Origin of the sequence: Pseudomonas urmiensis, assembly GCF_014268815.2 — a bacterium.
Lineage (GTDB): Bacteria > Pseudomonadota > Gammaproteobacteria > Pseudomonadales > Pseudomonadaceae > Aquipseudomonas > Aquipseudomonas urmiensis.
In genome coordinates, this window is record NZ_JABWRE020000001.1 from 184,754 (window position 1) to 203,962 (window position 19,209).

Annotated in this window: 14 protein-coding genes and 1 pseudogene; 5 read left to right on the plus strand and 10 right to left on the minus strand. The window is 63.7% G+C overall.

Annotated features, from left to right (window positions below; genetic code table 11):
• Nucleotides 1-23: 23 nt before the first annotated feature.
• Both HU737_RS00840 and cra read right to left on the minus strand, forming a co-directional pair.
• Entirely contained in the window at nucleotides 24-800 is a 777-nt protein-coding gene (locus HU737_RS00840) for a TatD family hydrolase (RefSeq protein ID WP_186554143.1), read from the minus strand.
• Nucleotides 801-802: 2 nt separating this feature from the next.
• Nucleotides 803-1,798 (minus strand): catabolite repressor/activator, encoded by a 996-nt coding sequence (gene cra / locus HU737_RS00845; RefSeq protein ID WP_186554142.1) that lies wholly within the window; start codon nucleotides 1,796-1,798, stop codon nucleotides 803-805.
• 284 nt (nucleotides 1,799-2,082) lie between these two features.
• On the opposite strand from cra, the gene ptsP reads away from it, so the two are divergent.
• From ptsP to HU737_RS00860, 3 genes are read left to right on the plus strand one after another with little or no spacing between them, the layout of a single operon-like run.
• Nucleotides 2,083-4,935, plus strand: coding sequence for a phosphoenolpyruvate--protein phosphotransferase (gene ptsP, locus HU737_RS00850; RefSeq protein ID WP_186554141.1), 2,853 nt, complete (start codon nucleotides 2,083-2,085; stop codon nucleotides 4,933-4,935).
• Entirely contained in the window at nucleotides 4,935-5,882 is a 948-nt protein-coding gene (gene pfkB / locus HU737_RS00855) for a 1-phosphofructokinase (RefSeq protein ID WP_186554140.1), read from the plus strand. The genes ptsP and pfkB overlap by 1 nt, the downstream gene beginning before the upstream one ends.
• Nucleotides 5,879-7,621 (plus strand): PTS fructose-like transporter subunit IIB, encoded by a 1,743-nt coding sequence (locus tag HU737_RS00860; RefSeq protein WP_186554139.1) that lies wholly within the window; start codon nucleotides 5,879-5,881, stop codon nucleotides 7,619-7,621. Before pfkB ends, HU737_RS00860 begins: the two co-directional genes overlap by 4 nt.
• Before the next feature lie 116 nt (nucleotides 7,622-7,737).
• Here the strand turns inward: HU737_RS00860 and HU737_RS00865 are convergent, their stop codons facing one another.
• Nucleotides 7,738-7,959: a DUF3820 family protein gene (locus HU737_RS00865; RefSeq protein WP_186554138.1), complete on the minus strand. Its 222-nt coding sequence runs from the start codon at nucleotides 7,957-7,959 to the stop codon at nucleotides 7,738-7,740.
• Between the two features lie 200 nt (nucleotides 7,960-8,159).
• Here HU737_RS00865 and HU737_RS00870 point away from each other — a divergent pair, with 200 nt between their 5' ends.
• Nucleotides 8,160-8,636 (plus strand): ferritin-like domain-containing protein, encoded by a 477-nt coding sequence (locus HU737_RS00870; RefSeq protein WP_186554137.1) that lies wholly within the window; start codon nucleotides 8,160-8,162, stop codon nucleotides 8,634-8,636.
• On the opposite strand, the gene HU737_RS00875 is transcribed toward HU737_RS00870, so the two are convergent.
• The 7 genes from HU737_RS00875 to HU737_RS00905 form a co-directional block, all read right to left on the minus strand.
• Entirely contained in the window at nucleotides 8,633-10,129 is a 1,497-nt protein-coding gene (locus HU737_RS00875) for a sensor domain-containing diguanylate cyclase (protein ID WP_186554299.1), read from the minus strand. The genes HU737_RS00870 and HU737_RS00875 overlap by 4 nt on opposite strands.
• A gap of 213 nt (nucleotides 10,130-10,342) precedes the next feature.
• Nucleotides 10,343-11,671 carry an OprD family porin gene (locus HU737_RS00880; protein ID WP_186554136.1) on the minus strand — a complete coding sequence of 443 codons (1,329 nt, stop codon included), beginning with the start codon at nucleotides 11,669-11,671 and terminating at the stop codon, nucleotides 10,343-10,345.
• A 205-nt stretch (nucleotides 11,672-11,876) separates the two neighbouring features.
• Nucleotides 11,877-12,101 (minus strand): hypothetical protein, encoded by a 225-nt coding sequence (locus HU737_RS00885; RefSeq protein ID WP_186554135.1) that lies wholly within the window; start codon nucleotides 12,099-12,101, stop codon nucleotides 11,877-11,879.
• Nucleotides 12,102-12,231: 130 nt separating this feature from the next.
• Nucleotides 12,232-13,644, minus strand: a complete 1,413-nt coding sequence (locus HU737_RS00890) for a heavy metal sensor histidine kinase (RefSeq protein ID WP_186554134.1) — start codon at nucleotides 13,642-13,644, stop codon at nucleotides 12,232-12,234.
• Complete coding sequence (locus HU737_RS00895) at nucleotides 13,619-14,293, minus strand: heavy metal response regulator transcription factor (protein WP_186554133.1); 675 nt, start codon at nucleotides 14,291-14,293, stop codon at nucleotides 13,619-13,621. Before HU737_RS00895 ends, HU737_RS00890 begins: the two co-directional genes overlap by 26 nt.
• 9 nt (nucleotides 14,294-14,302) lie before the next feature.
• Complete coding sequence (locus HU737_RS00900; RefSeq protein WP_186554132.1) at nucleotides 14,303-17,395, minus strand: multidrug efflux RND transporter permease subunit; 3,093 nt, start codon at nucleotides 17,393-17,395, stop codon at nucleotides 14,303-14,305.
• Nucleotides 17,392-18,555 (minus strand): efflux RND transporter periplasmic adaptor subunit, encoded by a 1,164-nt coding sequence (locus HU737_RS00905; protein ID WP_186554131.1) that lies wholly within the window; start codon nucleotides 18,553-18,555, stop codon nucleotides 17,392-17,394. Before HU737_RS00905 ends, HU737_RS00900 begins: the two co-directional genes overlap by 4 nt.
• Nucleotides 18,556-18,775: 220 nt before the next feature.
• Between HU737_RS00905 and HU737_RS26505 the strand changes: the two are divergent.
• Nucleotides 18,776-19,057 (plus strand): annotated as a pseudogene (locus HU737_RS26505) (PAS domain-containing protein); the annotation flags it as partial.
• Nucleotides 19,058-19,209 lie beyond the last annotated feature (152 nt).

Below are 19,209 nucleotides of genomic sequence, written 5' to 3' on the forward strand. Positions count from 1 at the left end.
ATTGCCCCGCGATGAGGCCAGTATTACCAACCAAACAACTCACAGGCATTGCGGCTACTGACCTCAGCCAAGCGCTCAACCTCAACCCCCATCAGCCCCGCCAGCACTTGGGCAATCTGGGGCAAATGCTCTGGGCTGTTGCGCTGCCCGGCAAACATCGCGGGCGCCATATCCGGCGAATCGGTTTCCAGTACCACGCTCTCCAGCGGCAAGCGCGCCACTGTTTTACGCAGGCGCAATGCCTGCGGCCAGGTTGCGGCGCCGCCAAGCCCCAGCTTGAAGCCAAGCTTGATGTACTCGCGCGCCTCTTCATAGCTACCCGCAAACGCATGGATGATCCCGGCCCGCGCTGGCTTGTAACGTTTGAGGGTAGCGATCACCTGCGCGTGGCTGCGGCGCACATGCAGCAGCGAGGGCAGTGCGAAGTCGCAGGCCATTTGCAGCTGGGCCTCGAACAGCGCTTGCTGGCGCGCTTGGTCCAGTTCAGGCAGGTAGTAATCCAGGCCGAACTCGCCAACAGCGCACAACCGCGGATCACCGCGCAGGCGTTCGAGCCAGTCGCGCAGTTGCTGCAGGTGCTCTGGCCGATGCTGCTCCAGGTACACCGGATGCAGGCCGAGCGCGGCAACCACGCGGGGATCGGCACAGGCCAGATCCCAAACGCGTTGCAGATTGTCCTGATACACCCCCAGCACCACCATGCGCTCGACCCCTCGGGCCTGGGCATTGTCCAGCAGTTGCTGGCGGTCGTCGTCGAAGTCGGCGAAGTCCAGGTGGGTGTGGGTGTCGATCAGGCGCATGTTCAGGCCGGCTGGATACGTTGCTTGAAGGTACGCGCCACCGCGTGTACGCCGGGTTCGTAGCGTTTTTCTTCGATCGCGGCCAGGGCCAGTTCCAGGGCCGTGGCGGCGATCAGGCCATGTTGCTGGGCCATGGCGTTGACCGGCAGCGGCAGGAAGTCCAGCAACTGGTTGTCGCCAAAGGTGCCCAACTGCAGTTGACGCGAGTCGGCCGGGCGCGTTTGCAAGGTGTCGAACACCCCTTGCAGCAGCACGTACGAGGTGGTCACCAGGGCATCCGGCAGGCCGCCCAGGTCACTGATCAGCTGCTGCATCAGGCGCTGGCCACAGTCACGGCTGAACGCCTCGCCCTGGTAGCGCCGCACGTCGCCATTGAACTGCTCCAGCGCCTGGTCGAAGCCGCCTGCGCGCGCCTGGCTGACCGACAATTCCGGGCGTGCACCGATCAGGGCGATGCTGCGTGGGCGGGTGGCGAGCAGGCTGTGCGCCAACTGCTGGCTGGCATCACGGTCGTCGCTGATCACCGAGCAGAAATGCGCTGGGTCCAGGCGCCGGTCGATGGCGATCACGGGCAGGCCTTTGTCTTGCAGTTCGCGATAGCTGTCATCTTCCGGCGGCAGGCAGCTGGCGACGAACAGCGCATCGCAACGCCGGGCGCGGAACAGCTGCTGCAACTGCCGCTCGCTGTCGGGTTGGTCGTCGCTGCTGGCAATCAGCAGTTGATAGCCACGGGCGCGCGCGCCTTGTTCGAGCTGTTTGGCGATGCGGGCGTAGCTGGGGTTCTCCAGATCCGGGAGAATGAAGCCCAGGGTGCGTGTGTGCCGGCTGCGCAGGCCAGCGGCCTGGGGGTTGGGCGTGAAGCCATGGGCCTCGACCACCGCACGCACACGCTCGACCGTGCTGTTGCTGATGCGCTGCTGTTCGGCCTTGCCATTGATGACGTAGCTGGCGGTGGTCACTGACACACCGGCCAGACGGGCGATATCGCTGAGTTTCACCGAATTTTCCTTGTTATTACCGGGACTGGCTGTAGAGCTTGACCGGATAGTTTCCCCCATGGCCAGGCTCGCGCGCAGACGACCATTGTCGCAATTGTCCGACAGGATGGGGCTTTTTAGTCGGCAGATTATCGAGTAACGTGGCCACATGGTCAGATTAATCGTTTCAGCAGGCAATTTGACTGCCGTGGTTGCCGCCTGCGCCTGACCCGTGAACCGGTTGATAGAGTGAATTTCACAACAATACCTCAGTACCCATTTCGGGGCTGCAAAAGGAGAAGGTCATGCTCGAGCTCGCCAAAGAGCAGATAGCCATGGGCCAGTCGGCTGCCGACAAGGGCGAGGCGCTGCGCCTGCTGGCCCGTTGTCTGGTCGAGGATGGCCTGGTCGCCGAGGGATACCTTGAGGGCTTGCAGGCGCGCGAGGCGCAAGGCTCGACCTTCCTCGGCCAGGGCATCGCCATCCCCCATGGCACGCCGCAGACCCGCGACCAGGTGTTCGCCACCGGTGTGCGCCTGATGCAGTTTCCCGAGGGCGTCGACTGGGGCGATGGGCAGGTGGTCTACCTGGCGATTGCCATCGCCGCCCGTTCCGATGAGCACCTGCGCCTGCTTCAGTTGCTGACCCGCGCGCTGGGCGAAACCGACCTCGCCGAGGCGCTGCGCCGGGCCAGCTCCGCCGACGCCCTGCTCAAGTTGTTGCAGGGTGCGCCGCAGGAGCTGGCGCTGGATGCGCAATTGGTTGGGCTGAACCTGCCCGCCGAAGATTTCGATGAGCTGGCCTGGCGCGGCGCACGCCTGTTGCAACGCGCCGGCTGCGTCGATAGCGGCTTTGCCGCCGTGCTGCAGCAGGCCGAGCCGCTGCCGTTGGGCGAGGGTTTGTGGTGGCTGCATAGCGAGCGTCAGGTGCGTCAGCCCGGCCTGGCCTTCATTACCCCGCAGCAGCCACTGCGCTATCGCGAGCAACCGCTCAATGGCCTGTTCTGCCTGGCCAGCCTGGGCGCGGCCCATCAGGCATTGCTTGAGCGGTTGTGCGAGGTGTTGATCGAAGGCCGCGGGCAAACGCTGTACCAGGCCACCAGCAGCAGAGCGGTGCTTGAAGTGCTCGGCGGCGAGGCGCCAGTCGACTGGCCCAGCGCCCGCATCGTGCTGGCCAACCCGCATGGTTTGCACGCGCGCCCGGCCAAGGTGCTGGCGCAGTTGGCTAAAGGTTTTGCCGGTGAAGTACGCATCCGCCTGCTCGACAGCGCCCAGCCCGCGGTGTCGGTCAAGAGCCTGAGCAAGCTGCTCGGCCTCGGTGCGCGGCGCGGGCAGACGCTGGAACTGATCGCTGAGCCGAGCATTGCCGCTGATGCCTTGCCGGCACTGCTGGCGGCCATCGAGCAGGGCTTGGGCGAAGAGGTTGAGCCGTTGCCGGAAATTGCCCAGCCAGCCGCTGCGGTAAACGAACGAGCCCTTGTCGCGCCGCAGCCGGGCAGCCTGGTTCAAGGTGTGGCAGCGGCACCTGGGATCGCCTGCGGCCCGGCCCATGTCTGCGTCGAGCGTGAAATCGACTACCCATTACGCGGTGAGTCGCCGGCGCAGGAACGCAGCAAACTGCGCCAGGCGCTGGAGGCGGTCAACGCGGATTTGCACACCCTGGTGCAGCGAAGCGACAAGGCCATCGGCGAGATCTTCGTCACCCATCAGGAAATGCTCGCTGACCCCGCCTTGAGCGATGACGTCGATCAGCGGTTGGCCAAGGGCGAAAGCGCGGCAGCAGCCTGGATGGCGGTGATCGAGGCCGCTGCACGGCAGCAGGAGGCCTTGCACGATGCCTTGCTCGCCGAGCGCGCGGCCGATCTGCGCGACGTTGGCCGACGGGTGCTGGCGCAATTGTGCGGCGTGCAACAAACCGCAGAACCCGAGCAACCCTACGTATTGGTCATGGCCGAGGTCGGCCCGTCCGACGTGGCCCGCCTGGACCCGGCCCGGGTCGCAGGGATCGTCACCGCCCACGGTGGCGCCACCGCCCACAGCGCCATCGTTGCGCGGGCGTTGGGTATCCCGGCGGTGGTTGGTGCTGGTGCGGCGATCCTCTTGCTCGAAGCCGGTACGCCACTGCTGCTCGATGGCCTGCGTGGCCGGGTCACTGTCGCGCCGCCCGCCGATGAGCTGCACCGCGCCTTGGCCGAACGCGATCTGCGCGAGCAACGTCTGCAGGCTGCCTGGGCCAATCGTCATGAACCGGCGATCACCCGTGATGGCCATGCCATCGAAGTGTTTGCCAACATCGGTGAAAGCAGCGGCATCGACAAGGTGGTCGAACAGGGCGCCGAAGGCATCGGCCTGTTGCGCACCGAATTGATCTTCATGGCGCACTCCCAGGCACCCGACGTCGCGACCCAGGAAGCTGAGTACCGACGCGTGCTTGATGGCCTGGGTGGGCGCCCTTTGGTAGTGCGTACCCTGGATGTGGGCGGCGACAAACCCCTGCCGTACTGGCCGATCGCGGCCGAAGAAAACCCCTTCCTCGGCGTGCGCGGGGTGCGGCTCACCCTGCAGCGGCCGCAGGTGATGGAGGACCAGCTGCGCGCGCTGCTGCGCTCGGCCGAGGGGCGGCCGCTGCGAATCATGTTCCCGATGGTTGGGCAGATCCATGAATGGCGCGAGGCCAGGGCGATGGTCGAGCGCTTGCTGGAGGAGATCCCGGTCAGCGACCTGCAACTGGGGATCATGGTCGAGGTGCCGTCGGCGGCGTTGTTGGCGCCCCAGCTGGCGCGCGAGGTGGACTTCTTCAGCATCGGCACCAACGACCTGACCCAATACACCTTGGCCATCGACCGCGGTCATCCAAGCCTCTCGGCCCAGGCCGATGGCCTGCACCCGGCGGTGCTGCGCTTGATCGACATGACCGTGCGCGCTGCCCATGCCGAGGGCAAGTGGGTGGGCGTGTGTGGCGAGTTGGCCGCTGACCCGCAGGCGGTGGCGCTGTTGCTCGGCCTTGAGGTCGATGAGCTGAGCGTGGCCAGTCGCAGCGTCGCCGAAGTCAAGGCACTGGTGCGCCAGGCCGATTACCAGACGGCCCGCGCCTTGGCGTGCGAGGCCCTGCAACAAGACAGCGCCGCCGCCGTGCGGGCGCTGGTGGAGCGTTACTGATGGCCAAGATCCTCACCCTGACCCTCAACCCCGCGCTGGACATCACCGTCAGCCTCGACAGCTTGCGCCCAGGGCATGTCAATCGCAGCCAGACCCAGCACAGCCACGCCGCCGGCAAGGGCCTGAACGTGGCCCAGGTACTGGCTGACCTGGGCCACAGGGTTACCGTCGGTGGCTTTCTAGGACGGGACAACCTGCAGCCGTTCGAAGCGCTGATCGACTGGCGCGGTTTTGCCGACTGCTTCGTGCGGGTCGCGGGCGAGACGCGCAGCAACATCAAACTGGTCGAGGCCGATGGACGTGTGACCGATATCAATGGTCAGGGGCCGCAGGTCGACGAAGCGTCGCGCACCGCCCTGTTGCGGCGTCTGGAACAGGTCGCGGCCGGCCATGATGCAGTGGTGGTAGCCGGCAGCCTGCCGCGCGGGATCGACCCGCAGTGGCTGCACGAGTTGCTGGTACTGCTTAAAGCGCAAGGTTTGAAAGTGGCCCTGGACACCAGCGGCGAAGCCCTGCGGGTTGGCCTTCAAGCCGGCCCTTGGCTGGTCAAGCCCAACACCGAAGAGTTGGGCGAAGTGCTCGACGTTGCCGTGCACACCCAAGCCGAACAGCGAGCGGCTGCCGAGCGGCTGTTGGCCAGTGGTGTCGAGCATGTGGTGGTGTCCCAGGGCGAGCAGGGCGTGAGTTGGTTCACCCATGGCCTGGCCCTGCACGCCCAGCCGCCTAAGGTGCGCGTGGCCAGTACGGTTGGCGCGGGTGACTCGCTGGTGGCTGGCATGGTGCATGGTTTGCTGCAGGCAGAGGCCCCCGCCCTGACCTTGCGCCGCGCCACCGCCATCGCCGCCCAAGCGGTAACCCAGGTCGGCTTCGGTATTGCTGATCGCGAGCAGCTGGCGCGCCTTGAAGCCGCCGTGCAACTGACAGAACAACAAGAGGGTTGCCGATGAACATCGCCATTGTCACCGCCTGCCCAAACGGCCAGGTGTCCAGCGTGCTCAGCGCACGCCTGCTGGCGGCTGCTGCCCAGCGTCGGGGTTGGAGCACCAGCGTCGAGGTAGAGGATGCCGAGCACCCTGAACGGCGCTTGAGCGCAGCGCAGATCGCTGAAGCCGACTGGGTGCTGGTGATCAGCACGGGTCCGGTCGACTTGTCGCGTTTTGCCGGCAAGCGTCTGTACCAAAGCACACCCGCCCAGGCCCTGGCTGACCGAGAAAGTTTTCTTGATGAGGCTGCGGCCCAGGCTCAAGTACAGGCGCAGACATCGCCCGTGCCAGTCGCGGCGTCAGCGTCCATTGGTGTGCCGCGTATCGTCGCGGTGACCGCCTGTCCGACCGGGGTCGCCCATACCTTCATGGCTGCCGAGGCGTTGCAAAAGGCCGCGCAGCAACTGGGCTACCAGATCACTGTGGAAACCCAGGGCTCGGTCGGTGCGCGCAATCCACTGCCAGTAGCGGCGATTGCCGAGGCAGACGTAGTGTTGCTGGCCGCAGATATCGAAGTGCCGACGGCCCGCTTTGCTGGCAAACGGATCTATCGCTGCGGCACTGGGATTGCCCTCAAGCAGGCGCAAGCGACGCTCGACAAGGCCTTGCTCGAAGGCAAGGTCGAGAGCACCGCCGATGCTGCCAGCGAGGCGTCGAAAAAAGCCGAGAAGGCCGGCGTCTACAAGCACCTGCTGACCGGTGTGTCATTCATGTTGCCGATGGTGGTGGCAGGCGGTTTGTTGATCGCACTGTCCTACGTGTGGGGGATCAACGCCCACGAAGTGCCCGGCACCTTGCCCGCGGCATTGATGCAGATCGGTGGCGAAGCGGCCTTCAAGTTGATGGTGCCGCTGCTGGCCGGCTATATCGCCTGGTCCATCGCTGACCGCCCAGGCCTGGCCCCCGGGATGATCGGCGGCATGCTTGCGACCCTGCTCGGCGCAGGCTTCATCGGCGGCATCGTCGCCGGTTTCCTGGCCGGCTACAGCGCCAAGGCGATCAGCCGTTGGGTACGCCTGCCCAGCAGCCTGGATGCGCTCAAGCCGATCCTGATCATCCCGCTGTTGGCCAGCTTGTTCACGGGCCTGGTGATGATCTACGTGGTCGGCCAGCCGGTGGCAGCCATGCTCGCTGCCCTGACCCAGTTCCTCGACACCATGGGTACGACCAACGCGATTCTGCTCGGGCTACTGCTCGGCGGGATGATGTGCGTGGACTTGGGCGGGCCGATCAACAAGGCCGCGTATGCCTTCTCGGTCGGCTTGCTATCGACCCACAGCTACGCGCCGATGGCGGCGACCATGGCCGCGGGCATGGTGCCGCCGATTGGCTTGGGCCTGGCCAGCTTGATCGCCCGCAGCAAGTTCGCCCAGAGTGAGCGCGAGGCGGGCAAGGCGGCGTTGGCGCTGGGGCTGTGCTTCATTTCCGAAGGGGCGATTCCGTTTGCCGCCAAAGACCCGCTGCGGGTGATTCCGGCAAGTATTGCCGGTGGTGCGCTGACCGGGGCGTTGTCGATGTATTTCGGCTGCAAGCTGATGGCGCCGCATGGTGGGCTGTTTGTGTTGTTGATCCCCAATGCGATCAACCATGCGCTGTTGTACCTGCTGGCGATCGTCGCTGGCAGCGTGTTGACGGCGGTGGTGTATGCGCTGATCAAGCGCAGTGAGCAGGTTGAATTGGCTGTGGCGCCGGTCAAGGGCTGAATGTGTTGGCGCCATCGCGGGGCAAGCCCGCTCCCACAGATACCGCGCTGCTCTTGCGGCTGGCGGTGACTCGTGGGAGCGGGCTTGCCCCGCGATGGCGTCAGTACAGGCGCAGGTTAGCGTCCTTGCTTGCGCCGCAACGGCACCAGCAACTCACCCAGGCCGTTATGATCGATCTCATGCATCAGCGCCAATAGCGAGCCCAATTCCCCTGGCGGAAAACCCTTGCGCGCAAACCAGCCCAGGTAGTCGCCGGGCAGGTCGGCAATCAGTCGGCCCTGATACTTGCCAAAGGGCATGGTCCGGGTGACCAGCAGTTGCAGCGATTCAGGTTTCATCGTCACGCCTGTCGATAGCAAAGCGCCGACCATACTGCAATCTGCACGAGCGCCCAAGCGCAGATCATGCAGAAAGCCGATTGCATGCCTTCCTATCAACTTCATAACTAACTGATTTTATTGTCTTTATTGAAAACTAAAGGCTTGGCACGAAGGCTGCTCTGTATCTAGGGACTTCCATCTGCCAAGGAGTTTGAGTCATGAGCAATCCAAACAAAGACGTGATCGACGTTCTCAACGACCTGATCGAATACAGCAAGGATGGCGAGAAGGGCTTCAAAACGTCCGCCGAAGACGTGAAGAACCCCGAGCTGAAGTCATTCTTCGTCCAGCGCGCCAGTGAGTGCTCCAGCGCTGCCGCCGAACTGCAGAGCGAAGTGCGTCGCCTGGGTGGCGATCCGGAAACCTCGACCAGCATCAGCGGTGATCTGCACCGGGGCTGGGTCAACCTCAAGTCGCTGGTGACCGGTAAGGATGAGGAAGCGGTGCTCAATGAGGTGGAGCGCGGCGAAGACCATGCGCTCAAAGCCTACAAGGAAGCCCGTGAGAAGCTGGTCAAGCTTGGCCGCAGCGTCAGCGATCCGACCTATAGCCTGGTGGAGAAACAGCTGCAGGGTGTGCAGCGTAACCACGACCAGGTCAAAGCACTGCGTAACGCCGCGCGCGCTCGCTCTTAATCGAGCGGCCCTGCTACCCGGTTACGGCCAGCAGCCTTGGCCCGGTACAGGGCTTCGTCCGCCGCACCCAGCAGCCTTGACAAGTCTTGCTGGGTGCCGGGGATGTACAGGCCGATGCCGATACTGACGGTTATTGGCAGGCTGTCCTCGCCAAATAGCGGCAGCGCTTGGACGTCGGCACGAATCCGTTCAGCCAGCATCAGTGCGCCAGCCAGTTCGGTCTCCGGCAGCACCACCTGAAATTCCTCTCCCCCATAGCGCGCTGCCAGGTCTGCCGGGCGGCGGATAGCGCGTTCGATGGTCTTGGCCACTTCGCGCAAGGCATGATCGCCACCGGCATGGCCGTGGCGCTGGTTGAATGCCTTGAAGTGATCGATATCGACCATCAGGATCGCCAGTGGCCGGCGGTTGCGCTGCGCCCGTGCCCATTCCAGACGCAACACCTGATCCAGACGGCGGCGGTTGGCCAAGCCGGTGAGGCTGTCAGTCGCGGCCAGGGTGGCCAGGCTTTGCTCGGCATCATGCCGGCGACGTAGCTCGCGGCCCAGCAGCAGGGTCAGCCAGAGAATGCCTATGCACAGCACGCCGGTGGCCACGCTGACCACGATTGCCGTGCGCCGCCACGATTCGAAGACTTCATCGGAGGCGTGCGCGACCAGCACGATCAGTGGCAGGTCGGCAACCCTGGCGAAGGTGTACATGCGTTGCTTGTCAGACAAGGCTGACCTGGCGCTGAAGCTACCGCTGCGCTCATTGAGAATACGTTGGAAGTTGGCCCGCTTGCTGTAATCGGCACCGATCATAGGATCTTGCGGCCGGGATGGCTGGCGAGCCAATAACTGCCCCTGGGTGTTGAACAGGTTGATGCTGCTGTCCTTGCCAATGTCCAAGCGTTGGAACAGCTCGTTGAAGTAGGACAGGCGCAAGGCGCCTGCGGCCAGTCCGAGAAACTCACCCTGCGGGCCACTGATCCGTCGACTGAAGCTGATACACCAGTCCAGGTCGCCCAGCTTCGCCTTGAAAGGCGGGCCGACCAGCAGGCCCAAATTGGCGTTGTTCAAATGCGCCTGAAACACCCCGGTATCGGCGAAATTAGCCTTGCGCGGCAGCATGCTGGTGGAGTCACCGACCACATTGCCTTGGGCGTCGAGCCACAGTACATCGCCGCGGCGACGATCGACGAAGGCTTCATTGAACAGCAGGCGTTGGCGCAATTGGTCGGGGACTTGTGGCAGCTCCTTGCGCCCGACCGCCCAGATCAGCCCTTGGAGCGACTGATCGTAGAGCTCGACATTGCGCAGGATATCGCTCTCGATCAGCTGGACGATGTTGCTCGATGAGCGAATCGCCGATTGCTCGACGCTGTCTCGCTCGCGCGCCAGCAGATAGCTGACGATGGCCACAATGGCGAGCACGGCGAGGCAACTGCCCAGATTGAGGATCAGTTCGGGGTGGGTCTTGTACAGGGCGGCGCGCGGTGATCGGGTGGGCAACGTCATACTCGCAACTGCATAAGCCCCTCATGTCCTTGAGGGTAGGGCCATTAAGCGGCGGCGGTAGTTTAGGCAAGTGGATATTGTCGGACAAGATTTTATCTGGCTGTCCGACGGAATGAGGGGCAACTTCTCTTCGTCGCGGGCAAGCCCGCGCCCACGCTGCCCCTAGAATGGCTAGCGTGGGAGCGGGCTTGCCCCGCGATTACAGGATCAGAATACGTTCAACGGATAATCGACGATCAGCCGAATCTCGTCATTGTCCTGCTCGGACGCATACGCCTGATTGGCCCGATGGCTGGCATAGCGCAGCAGCACCGACAGATCCTTCAGGTTGCCTTCCTGGAACACATACTTCACGTCCAGGTCACGTTCCCAGTGGGTGGCGTGCTTGCCGGCCGGGTTGTAGTAGTCGTAGTAGGTGCGGTTCTGGTCAGCCTTGGTCAGGTCGGCCTCACCGCGCGAATACGACAGCGACGAGCTCAGGCCAGGAATGCCCAAACCTGCGAAGTCATAGTCGTACTGCAGCTTCCACGAACGCTCGTTCGGCGCGTTGAAGTCGGAGTACATCCGCGAGTTGTCCAGGTACACGCTGTCGCCCAGGTTGATGTAGTCGAACGGGGTGTCGCCATTGACCCGCTGATAGGCGGCGGTGATGCTGTGGTAACCGGCATTGACCGTGAAGTGCAGGCTGAAGGTGTTGTTGTCGATGTCGCCCAGCAGCGCCTGGCCGGTGTCCTGGGTGTGATAGAAGTGCACACCAGGGTTGAGACTGACCAGGTCATTGACCACGTAGGTGTAGTCGAAGTCGACGTAGTACTGGTTCCAGATGTCCTTCAGCTCGGCGGCATACAGGTTGGTGGTGATGTTCTCGGTGCCGCTCCACGATGCACCCGCCCAGCTCAGGTGATCGCTGTCGCGGTTGTCCTGCAGAGCACCGTAGTAGGTGTCGATACGCCGATGGCCGCTCTGGTTGTACGGTTTGGTGAAGCTCACCTGGCCGCCTTCGAGCAGCAGGCCGTCGACACTGGTGTTGGTCAGGCTGACGCCGCGGAAGGTCTGCGGCAGCATGCGCGTCTCACCGCCGGCAATCACCGGGTTGGTGAGGAACAGGTCACCGGCCTTGAGCTCGGTGTCGAATGCCTTGAGCTTGACCGCCGCCCCAGCGGTGGAGAAAGAGTGCGGCGCGGCGCCCAGTTCGTCTTCGTTCTTGAAGTGCGAGGGCAGGATGCTGGTGCCAGCATGGCCGCCACCGCCATCGAGTTTCAAACCCAGCATGGCGTGGGCATCGAGGCCGAAGCCTACAGTGCCGGGGGTGTAACCGGACTCGAAGCGGGCGACGAAGCCCTGGCCCCATTCGCGGTTGTCACGCACGCCGGTGTTGAGGTTGTTGCGATTGAAGTAGGCGTTGCGAAAATGCAGGTTCAGCGACGAGCCTTCGATAAAGCCTTCAGCCTTGGCTTGTTCGTCGGCCTGTGCCATGAGTGGCATCGTTGCGGTGAATGCAATGAACAGCGGGGTAAAACGGAACGCGGAAGTCACCGGTAAGAGCTCCTTTGGTCTGACGGTGGGCAGTTTTTATTGTCGCAATTGCAAGTCTTCTTATTGATATACGTAACAGTCAGGCTGAATTATTCGACACATAAAAAAAGCCGCTGATTGGCAGCGGCTTTAAGAGGCTAACATATTGGCGCGCTGGGCGGCCATGCACTAGCCAAGGGAAAAAGGAGCGTTGGAACAGGATTGATCAGCTATCGGCGTTGTCGTCGGTGACGACTTTGGAAGCGGTCTGCTGAGCGTCTTTGGCAGCGTCTTCCTGTTGCGCGGCATAGCTCTGGCGAGCTTCTTGATGAACCGCGGCAAGTTCTGCGTTTCGGGCGACGAAGGCCGGCGATTCTTCAGCCATGGCCAGGGGCGACAACAACAGGGAAGACAGAACGAATACGCTGGCAACACCCATACTGTTGGACATTTGGAACAACCTTCTTGCGGGGCAAGTGATAATTAAGACAGGGGCTAAGTTAGTACCAATCACGCCGTGGAAACAGCGCAAAGATGGATAAGCACTATTGCGCAAAAGGTAAGGATATGTCGCGAACTCCTCAGTTCTGCGGCGCAAACCCGCGGACTTGAGCGCTCGGCAGACGAATACCGAAGGTGTTGGCGCCGGCTTCGCTGCGCACGAAGACACTGCCGCCGTGCATCAAGGCGATGGCTTTGACGATTGCCAGGCCCAAACCATGGTTGCCACTGCCGGTATTGGTGCGCGCAGCATCGACCCGGTAGAAGCGTTCGAACAACAGCGCCAGGTGCTCGTCGGCAATGGCGGGGCCAGGGTTGCTCACAGCGATGCTGACATGCTCTGGCCCCGCCTCGATGTGCACCGCGATGATTTGCTGGGGCGCGGTGTGCTGCACGGCATTGTTGAGCAGGTTGATCAGTGCCCGGCGCAGTTGGGCTTTCTCGATCGGCGCCAGCGCATCGCCGCTGACACTGACCTTCACCTGGGCGTCTTCGAGGATGTAGTCCAGGTAGTCGAGGGTGGTGGCGACTTCTTCGGCCAGTGACGCCTGGGTCAGCGCGGTGGCCTTGCTGCCCTGGTCGGCGCTGGCCAGAAACAGCATGTCGTTGATGATGCTGCGCAGTCGTTCAAGCTCTTCAAGGTTCGATTGCAGGACCTCGAAGTAGTGTTCGGCGCTGCGTCCACGGGTCAGTGCCACCTGGGTCTGGCCGATCAGGTTGGTCAGCGGCGAGCGCAGTTCGTGGGCGACATCGGCGTTGAACGCCTCCAGGCGCGAGTAGGCCAGGCTGACCCGGTCCAGCGCTGCGTTGAAGGCGCCAGCGAATTGCGCCAGCTCAGGTGCCAGGTCGTGGGTTTGCAGGCGTCCGTCCAGGCGCGGTGGGGCCAAGGCTTGCGCTTCATTGGACAGCGCCAGTAACGGTCGCAGGCCGATCCGCGCCACCCAGTAGCCGAGCACCGCGGCCAGCAGCACGCCGAGTACGGCCAGGCCCACGATGGCCACCAGCAGGCTGTGCTGGGCCTGCCAGAAGGTTTCGGTATCGATGCCGATCATGAAGCGCAGGGCTGGCCGCTCACCCAGGGCCGGCAGATCGCTGACCAGCACTTTGTACGGATAGGGGCTGTCGGCCAGGCGCAGATCGCGCATGCCCTGCGCACCCTCGGCGAAGGCGCGGACCTGCTCGGTCGGCTTGCCATACTCGTAGGCCGGATCGCTGCTCACCACCCAGAAGCGAATGCGCCGGTCTTCTTCGCTCAGCAGGTTGAGCTTGTTGTGAATCTTCACCCAGTGCTCGCGGGTGCCGAAGCGATTGAGGGTCGACTCCAGCACGCTGAAGCGCGCATCCAGCTCGGCCGCCGGGAGCATGTCCAGGCTGTGGTCGACCTGGCGGTACAGGGCAGTGCCGATCAGCAGGAACACGCCCATCGCCACCAGCAAAAACAGCGCCGCCAGGCGCAGGGCGATGGAGTTAGCCGGCACGGTTTTCCAGGACATAGCCCATGCCTCGAATGGTATGCAGCAGCTTGTTGTCGAACGGCCCGTCGAGTTTGGCCCGTAGGCGTTTGATGGCCACTTCGACGACATTGGCGTCGCTGTCGAAATTGATGTCCCAGACCAGCTCGGCGATGGCGGTCTTGGAGAGGATTTCACCCTGGCGGCGGGCCAGCACGCTGAGCAGCGAGAACTCCTTGGCGGTCAGCTCCAGCCGCTGCCCGGCGCGGCTGGCCTTGCGACTGATCAGGTCGATCCACAAGTCGCCAACTTGCACCTGCAAGGGCTCATGGTTGCTGCTGCGGCGCGTCAGTGCTTGCAGGCGCGCGACCAGCTCAAGGAACGAAAACGGCTTGCCCAGGTAGTCGTCGGCGCCTTCGCGCAGGCCGTGGATGCGGTCTTCGACGCGCTCGCGGGCGGTCAGCATGATCACCGGCGTCTGCTTGCGGGCACGCAATGCGCGCAGCACGCCGTAACCATCCAGGCCGGGCAGCATGACGTCGAGGACGATCACCGCGTAGTCGCCTTCCAGGGCCAGGTGCAGGCCGTCGATGCCGTCACGGGCCAGGTCGACGGTAAAGCCCTGTTCGCTCAAGCCGCGATGCAGGTAGTCGGCGGTTTTCTCTTCGTCTTCGATGATCAGTACACGCATGCTCTTGTCTCAACTGGCGTTCGGCGCGGCCGCGGTGGCGGCCTGGCGGCGATGGAACAGACGCTCCAGGGCCAAGTATATGACCGGGGTGGTGAACAGCGTCAGCGCCTGGCTCACCACCAGCCCACCGACCACCGCAATGCCCAGCGGCTGGCGCAGTTCAGCGCCAGTGCCAAAGCCGAACATCAGCGGGACTGCGCCGAGCAAGGCGGCCAGGGTGGTCATGATGATCGGCCGAAAACGCGTCAAGCACGCTTGATGGATCGCCTGCTCCGGGGTCAGGCCTTGCTTGCGCTGCGCCTCCAGGGCGAAGTCGATCAACAGGATGCCGTTCTTCTTGACGATGCCTATCAGCAGCACCACGCCGATCAGGCCCATGATGCTGAAGTCCTGGCCCATCGCCCACAGCAGGATCAACGCCCCCAGGCCGGCCGAGGGCAGGGTGGAGATGATGGTCAGCGGGTGGACGAAGCTCTCGTAGAGCACGCCGAGAATGATGTACACCGCCACCAGCGCAGCGAGGATCAGCCACGGCTGGCTCGACAGCGAACTCTGGAAGGCCTGGGCGGCGCCCTGGAAGTTGCCGGCGATCGAGTCGGGCATGCCCAGTTCGCGTTGGGTTTGGTCGAGGATGCGCACCGCATCGCCCAGGGCTACCCCGGGCGCCAGGTTGAACGACAGGTTGGCGGCCGGGAACAGGCCGTCATGGGCGATCGACAGTGGCCCGGTGCTCGGCGCGGCGACATGCGCGAGCGCCGACAGTGGCACCATTTGGTTGGTCAGCGGTGAGCGCAGGTAGAAGTAATTGAGGCTCTCGGCCTTGCCCCGCTGGCGGGCATCCAGTTCGAGAATCACCTTGTACTGGTTGGTCTCGGTCTGGAATTCACTGATCTGCCGCTGGCCGAAGGCGTCATACAGCGCCTGGTCGACATCGGTGGTGGTCAGGCCGAAGCGCGCTGCGGCCTGGCGGTCGATCTCGATGCGGGTGACGCTGGCGTCCAACTGCAGGTCGTTGGACAGGTCACGAAACGCCGGGATCTCGCGTAGGCGCTCGGTCAAGCGCTGGGTCCAGAGGTTCAGGGCGACGCCGTCATTGCTCTTGAGCACGTACTGGTACTGGGTACGCGATGGCCCGGAGCTGAGGTTGATATCCTGGCCGGCACGCATGTACAGCACCACCCCAGGCACTTTCGCCAGTTGCGGGCGCAGCCGGTCGATCAGCTCGCTGGCCGACACATCGCGCTCGCCACGGGGCTTGAGGGCGATCCAAAAGCGGCCGTTGGCGATGGTCTGGTTGTTGCCGGTGACCCCCACCGCGTGGGAGAAGGCGCGCACCGCAGGGTCAGCCTCGATGATCTTGGCCAGCGCCTGATGCTTTTCGATCATCGCCGGATAAGAGACGTCGGCCGCTGCCTCGCTGGTGCCGAGGATGAAACCGGTGTCTTGCAGCGGGAAGAAGCCTTTGGGAATGGCCACGTAGCCGACCACCGCCAGCGCCAGGGTCAGGCCGAACACGCCGAGGGTCAGGCGTTGATGGGCGAGGGCGCGGTTCAGGCCTTTTTCGTACCAGCGCACCAGGCGCTCGCCAAAGCCATCGTGATGCTCCTTGGGTGGCCGGCGCATGAACAGCGCGCACAGGGTCGGCGCCAGGGTCAGCGACACCACCACCGAAATCAGGATGGTCGAGGTCGCGGTGAGGGCGAACTCCTTGAACAGCCGCCCAACCACACCGCCCATGAACAACAGCGGGATAAATGCGGCGATCAGCGAGAAGCTGATCGATATCACGGTAAAGCCGATCTCGCCGGCGCCTTTTATTGCGGCGGTGCGGCTGTCGTCGCCAGCCTCCAGGTGGCGGTGGATGTTCTCCACCACCACGATCGCATCGTCGACCACGAAGCCCACCGAGATGACGATGGCCACCAGGGTCAGGTTGTTCAAGCTGAAACCAAAGATATACATCAGCGCGCAGCTGGCGATCAGCGACACGCCCAGCACACTCGACACCACCAAGGTCGCCGACCACTGGCGCAGGAACAACGCCATCACGCCGATCACCAGGATCACCGCGATCATCAAGGTCAGCTCCACCTCATGCAGCGAGGCGCGGATGGTCTGGGTGCGGTCTTGCAGCACCGATACCTCGACCGAGGCCGGGAGCATTTCCTGCAAGCGCGGTAGCGCCTCCAGCACCCGGTCGACGGTATCGACGATGTTCGCCCCAGGCTGGCGGAACACCACCAGGTTCAGCCCAGGCTGATCGCCAGACCAGGATTTGACGTAGGCGTTTTCCGCGCCCTGGATCACCTTGGCCACATCCGACAGGTGTACCGGCGCGCCGTCGCGGTAGGAGACGATCAGCTTGGCGTAGTCCTCGGGATGAAACAGCTGGTCGTTGGCGGCCAGGGTCGACACGCTGTGCTCGCCGTACAGCGCGCCCTTGGCCAGGTTCAGGCTGGTTTGCTGGATAGCCAGGCGCAGGTCGGCCAGGGTCAGGCCGATGGCGGCGAGTTTCTCCGGCTGGGCCTGGACGCGGATCGCCGGGCGCAGTTGGCCGGTGATGTTGATCAAGCCGACCCCGTCGATCTGGCTCAACTGTCGCGCCAGCAAGGTCTCGGTGTAGTCGCTCAGCTCGTTGCCGGGCATCTGCGCGGAGCTGACGGTGAGCACCAGCACCGGGCTGTCGGCCGGGTTGACCTTGCGCCAGGTTGGCGGGTTGGGCAGGTCCTGGGGCAGGCGCGCGGTGGCGGTGTTGATCGCCGCCTGGACTTCCTGGGCGGCGGTGTCGATGTTCTTGTCGAGGGTGAATTGCAGGATCAGGTTGGTCGAGCCCAGCGCGCTGCTGCTGGTCATCTGGGTCATGCCGGGGATGGCGCTGAACTGTACTTCCAACGGCGTGGCCACCGACGAGGCCATGGTTTCCGGGCTGGCGCCGGGCAGTTGCGCGGTAACCTGGATGGTCGGGAAATCTGCCTCTGGCAAGGGCGCCACGGGCAAGCGTGGGAAAGCGATGGCGCCAAGCAGGACCAGGGCGAAGGTCAGCAGCAGGGTGGCGACTGGGTGGTCGATGCACCAGGCGGAAAGACCGTTGCGGGTAGTCATGGTTGCGCCCTGCGATCGGCCATCTCAGTACTGTTGGGCGCGTCGCTCAGCACTTCGACGTGAGCCCCCGGCTTGAGCCGCGACTGACCATCGAGCACCAGCCGATCACCGGCTTTGACCCCGGCAATGATGTTCAGCGTGCTGTCCTGGAACAGCACCTTGACCGGCACACTGGTGACCTTGTCGCCGTCCAGGCGGTAGACGAAATGGCCGTCGACGCCGCGCTGGACCACGGGTGGCGGTACCACCAGCGCGCTTTCGTCGACCGCGGTGCGCAGCTTTATCGTCACCAGTTGGCCGGGCCAGAGCAGCCCATCCTTGTTGTCGAATTCGGCCTTGACCCGCAGCGTGCCGGTGGTGGCCGAGATCTGGTTGTCGATCAGGGCCAGATGCCCCTCGGCGAGCAGTTTGCTTTCGCCGTTGGCATCCAGGTAGGCCTGGACCACAGCTGCGGTTGGCGCCTTGAGCAGGCTTTGCAGGGTCGGCAGCATCTGCTGGGGCAGGGCGAACTCGATGCCGATCGGGTCGATCTGGGTCACGCTGAACAGGCTTTGGGTATCGCTGGTGCGCACCAGGTTGCCGGGGTCGACATTGCGTATGCCGACTCGCCCGGTTACCGGGGAGCGGATCTGTGTATAAGAAAGCTGCACCTGGGCATTGGCGATGGCCGCCAGGTTGCCCTTACCGGTGGCTTGCAACTGATTGACCAGCGCCTGTTGCTGGTCGAGGGTCTGCTTGGAGACGCCATCGTCGCTGCTCAGTAGCTTGTAGCGCTTAAGATCGACCTCGGCCACTTGCAGCTGCGCCTGGCTCTGGCCGAGCTGGGCACGCGCCTGGTCGAGGCTGGCGCGGATAGCCCGATCGTCGAGGGTGGCGAGCAGGTCCCCCTGCTTGACCCACTGGCCTTCCTTGACCAGCACTTGGGTCAGCACGCCTTCGACCTGTGGCCGAATCTCGACACTGTGCAATGACAGCACCGAGCCAATGGCGCTGGCATAGCGCGGCACATCTTGCTGGGCGACGCTGACCACCCGCACTGGAATCGCCGTTTGCGCACGGACGGCCGGCGCCGATTGGCGTTGGCTCAGCCAGCCGCCTGCGCCAATCAGGGCAATGAGCGCCAAGGCGGCAAGAAACACAGAGCGGGACGGACGTCGCATCGGGTCGGGCACCGTAGCCGGGGGTGAGAAAACGGATGTCTGTACTCAAGCTTATAGCGCCGGGATCGGGTCGCCAGCGTGACGCCTAGCTGACAGCGCTGACAGTTTCGGCAGGTTAGTGGCGAATTGCCAATATGCTGCCCCAGATCAATGTTTCTCTGCTAGTTGGCCATAGAGTCGAACGCCCTGCCGATCTTCCCGACAAGAACGAGAGCCGCCGATGAAGTGCAATGTGCCTGTTACCGGTCGCCAAGTGGAGTACCCCGGCGATGCCAACATCCTGTCCACTACCGACCTGGACAGCCTGATCACCTATGCCAATGACGATTTCGTGCGCATCAGTGGCTTTGCCCGCGACGAATTGCTCGGCCAAGCGCATCACCTGGTGCGCCACCCCGACATGCCGCCGCAGGCGTTCGAGCAGATGTGGCGAGCGTTGAAGGCCGGCAGTTCATGGATGGGTTTGGTCAAGAATCGCTGCAAGAATGGCGATCACTATTGGGTCAGCGCCTTCGTTTCGCCGATCAGTAGCGGCGGCAATACCGTCGAGTATCAGTCGGTGCGCACCCGGCCAACTGAAGCGCAGGTCGCCGCCGCCGAGCGTTGTTATGCACGCTTGCGCGCGGGGCGGAGAGGTTGGCGCGAGCGCTTGCC

Coding starts and splice junctions, on each gene's coding strand:
- HU737_RS00865 (WP_186554138.1), bottom strand. CDS start 7,959: ATGAAACCTGAATCGCTGCAACTGCTGGTCACCCGGACCATGCCCTTT.
- HU737_RS00900 (WP_186554132.1), bottom strand. CDS start 17,395: ATGACTACCCGCAACGGTCTTTCCGCCTGGTGCATCGACCACCCAGTC.
- HU737_RS00885 (WP_186554135.1), bottom strand. CDS start 12,101: ATGTCCAACAGTATGGGTGTTGCCAGCGTATTCGTTCTGTCTTCCCTG.
- ptsP (WP_186554141.1), top strand. CDS start 2,083: ATGCTCGAGCTCGCCAAAGAGCAGATAGCCATGGGCCAGTCGGCTGCC.
- HU737_RS00895 (WP_186554133.1), bottom strand. CDS start 14,293: ATGCGTGTACTGATCATCGAAGACGAAGAGAAAACCGCCGACTACCTG.
- HU737_RS00890 (WP_186554134.1), bottom strand. CDS start 13,644: ATGTCCTGGAAAACCGTGCCGGCTAACTCCATCGCCCTGCGCCTGGCG.
- HU737_RS00870 (WP_186554137.1), top strand. CDS start 8,160: ATGAGCAATCCAAACAAAGACGTGATCGACGTTCTCAACGACCTGATC.
- HU737_RS00860 (WP_186554139.1), top strand. CDS start 5,879: ATGAACATCGCCATTGTCACCGCCTGCCCAAACGGCCAGGTGTCCAGC.
- HU737_RS00840 (WP_186554143.1), bottom strand. CDS start 800: ATGCGCCTGATCGACACCCACACCCACCTGGACTTCGCCGACTTCGAC.
- pfkB (WP_186554140.1), top strand. CDS start 4,935: ATGGCCAAGATCCTCACCCTGACCCTCAACCCCGCGCTGGACATCACC.
- HU737_RS00905 (WP_186554131.1), bottom strand. CDS start 18,555: ATGCGACGTCCGTCCCGCTCTGTGTTTCTTGCCGCCTTGGCGCTCATT.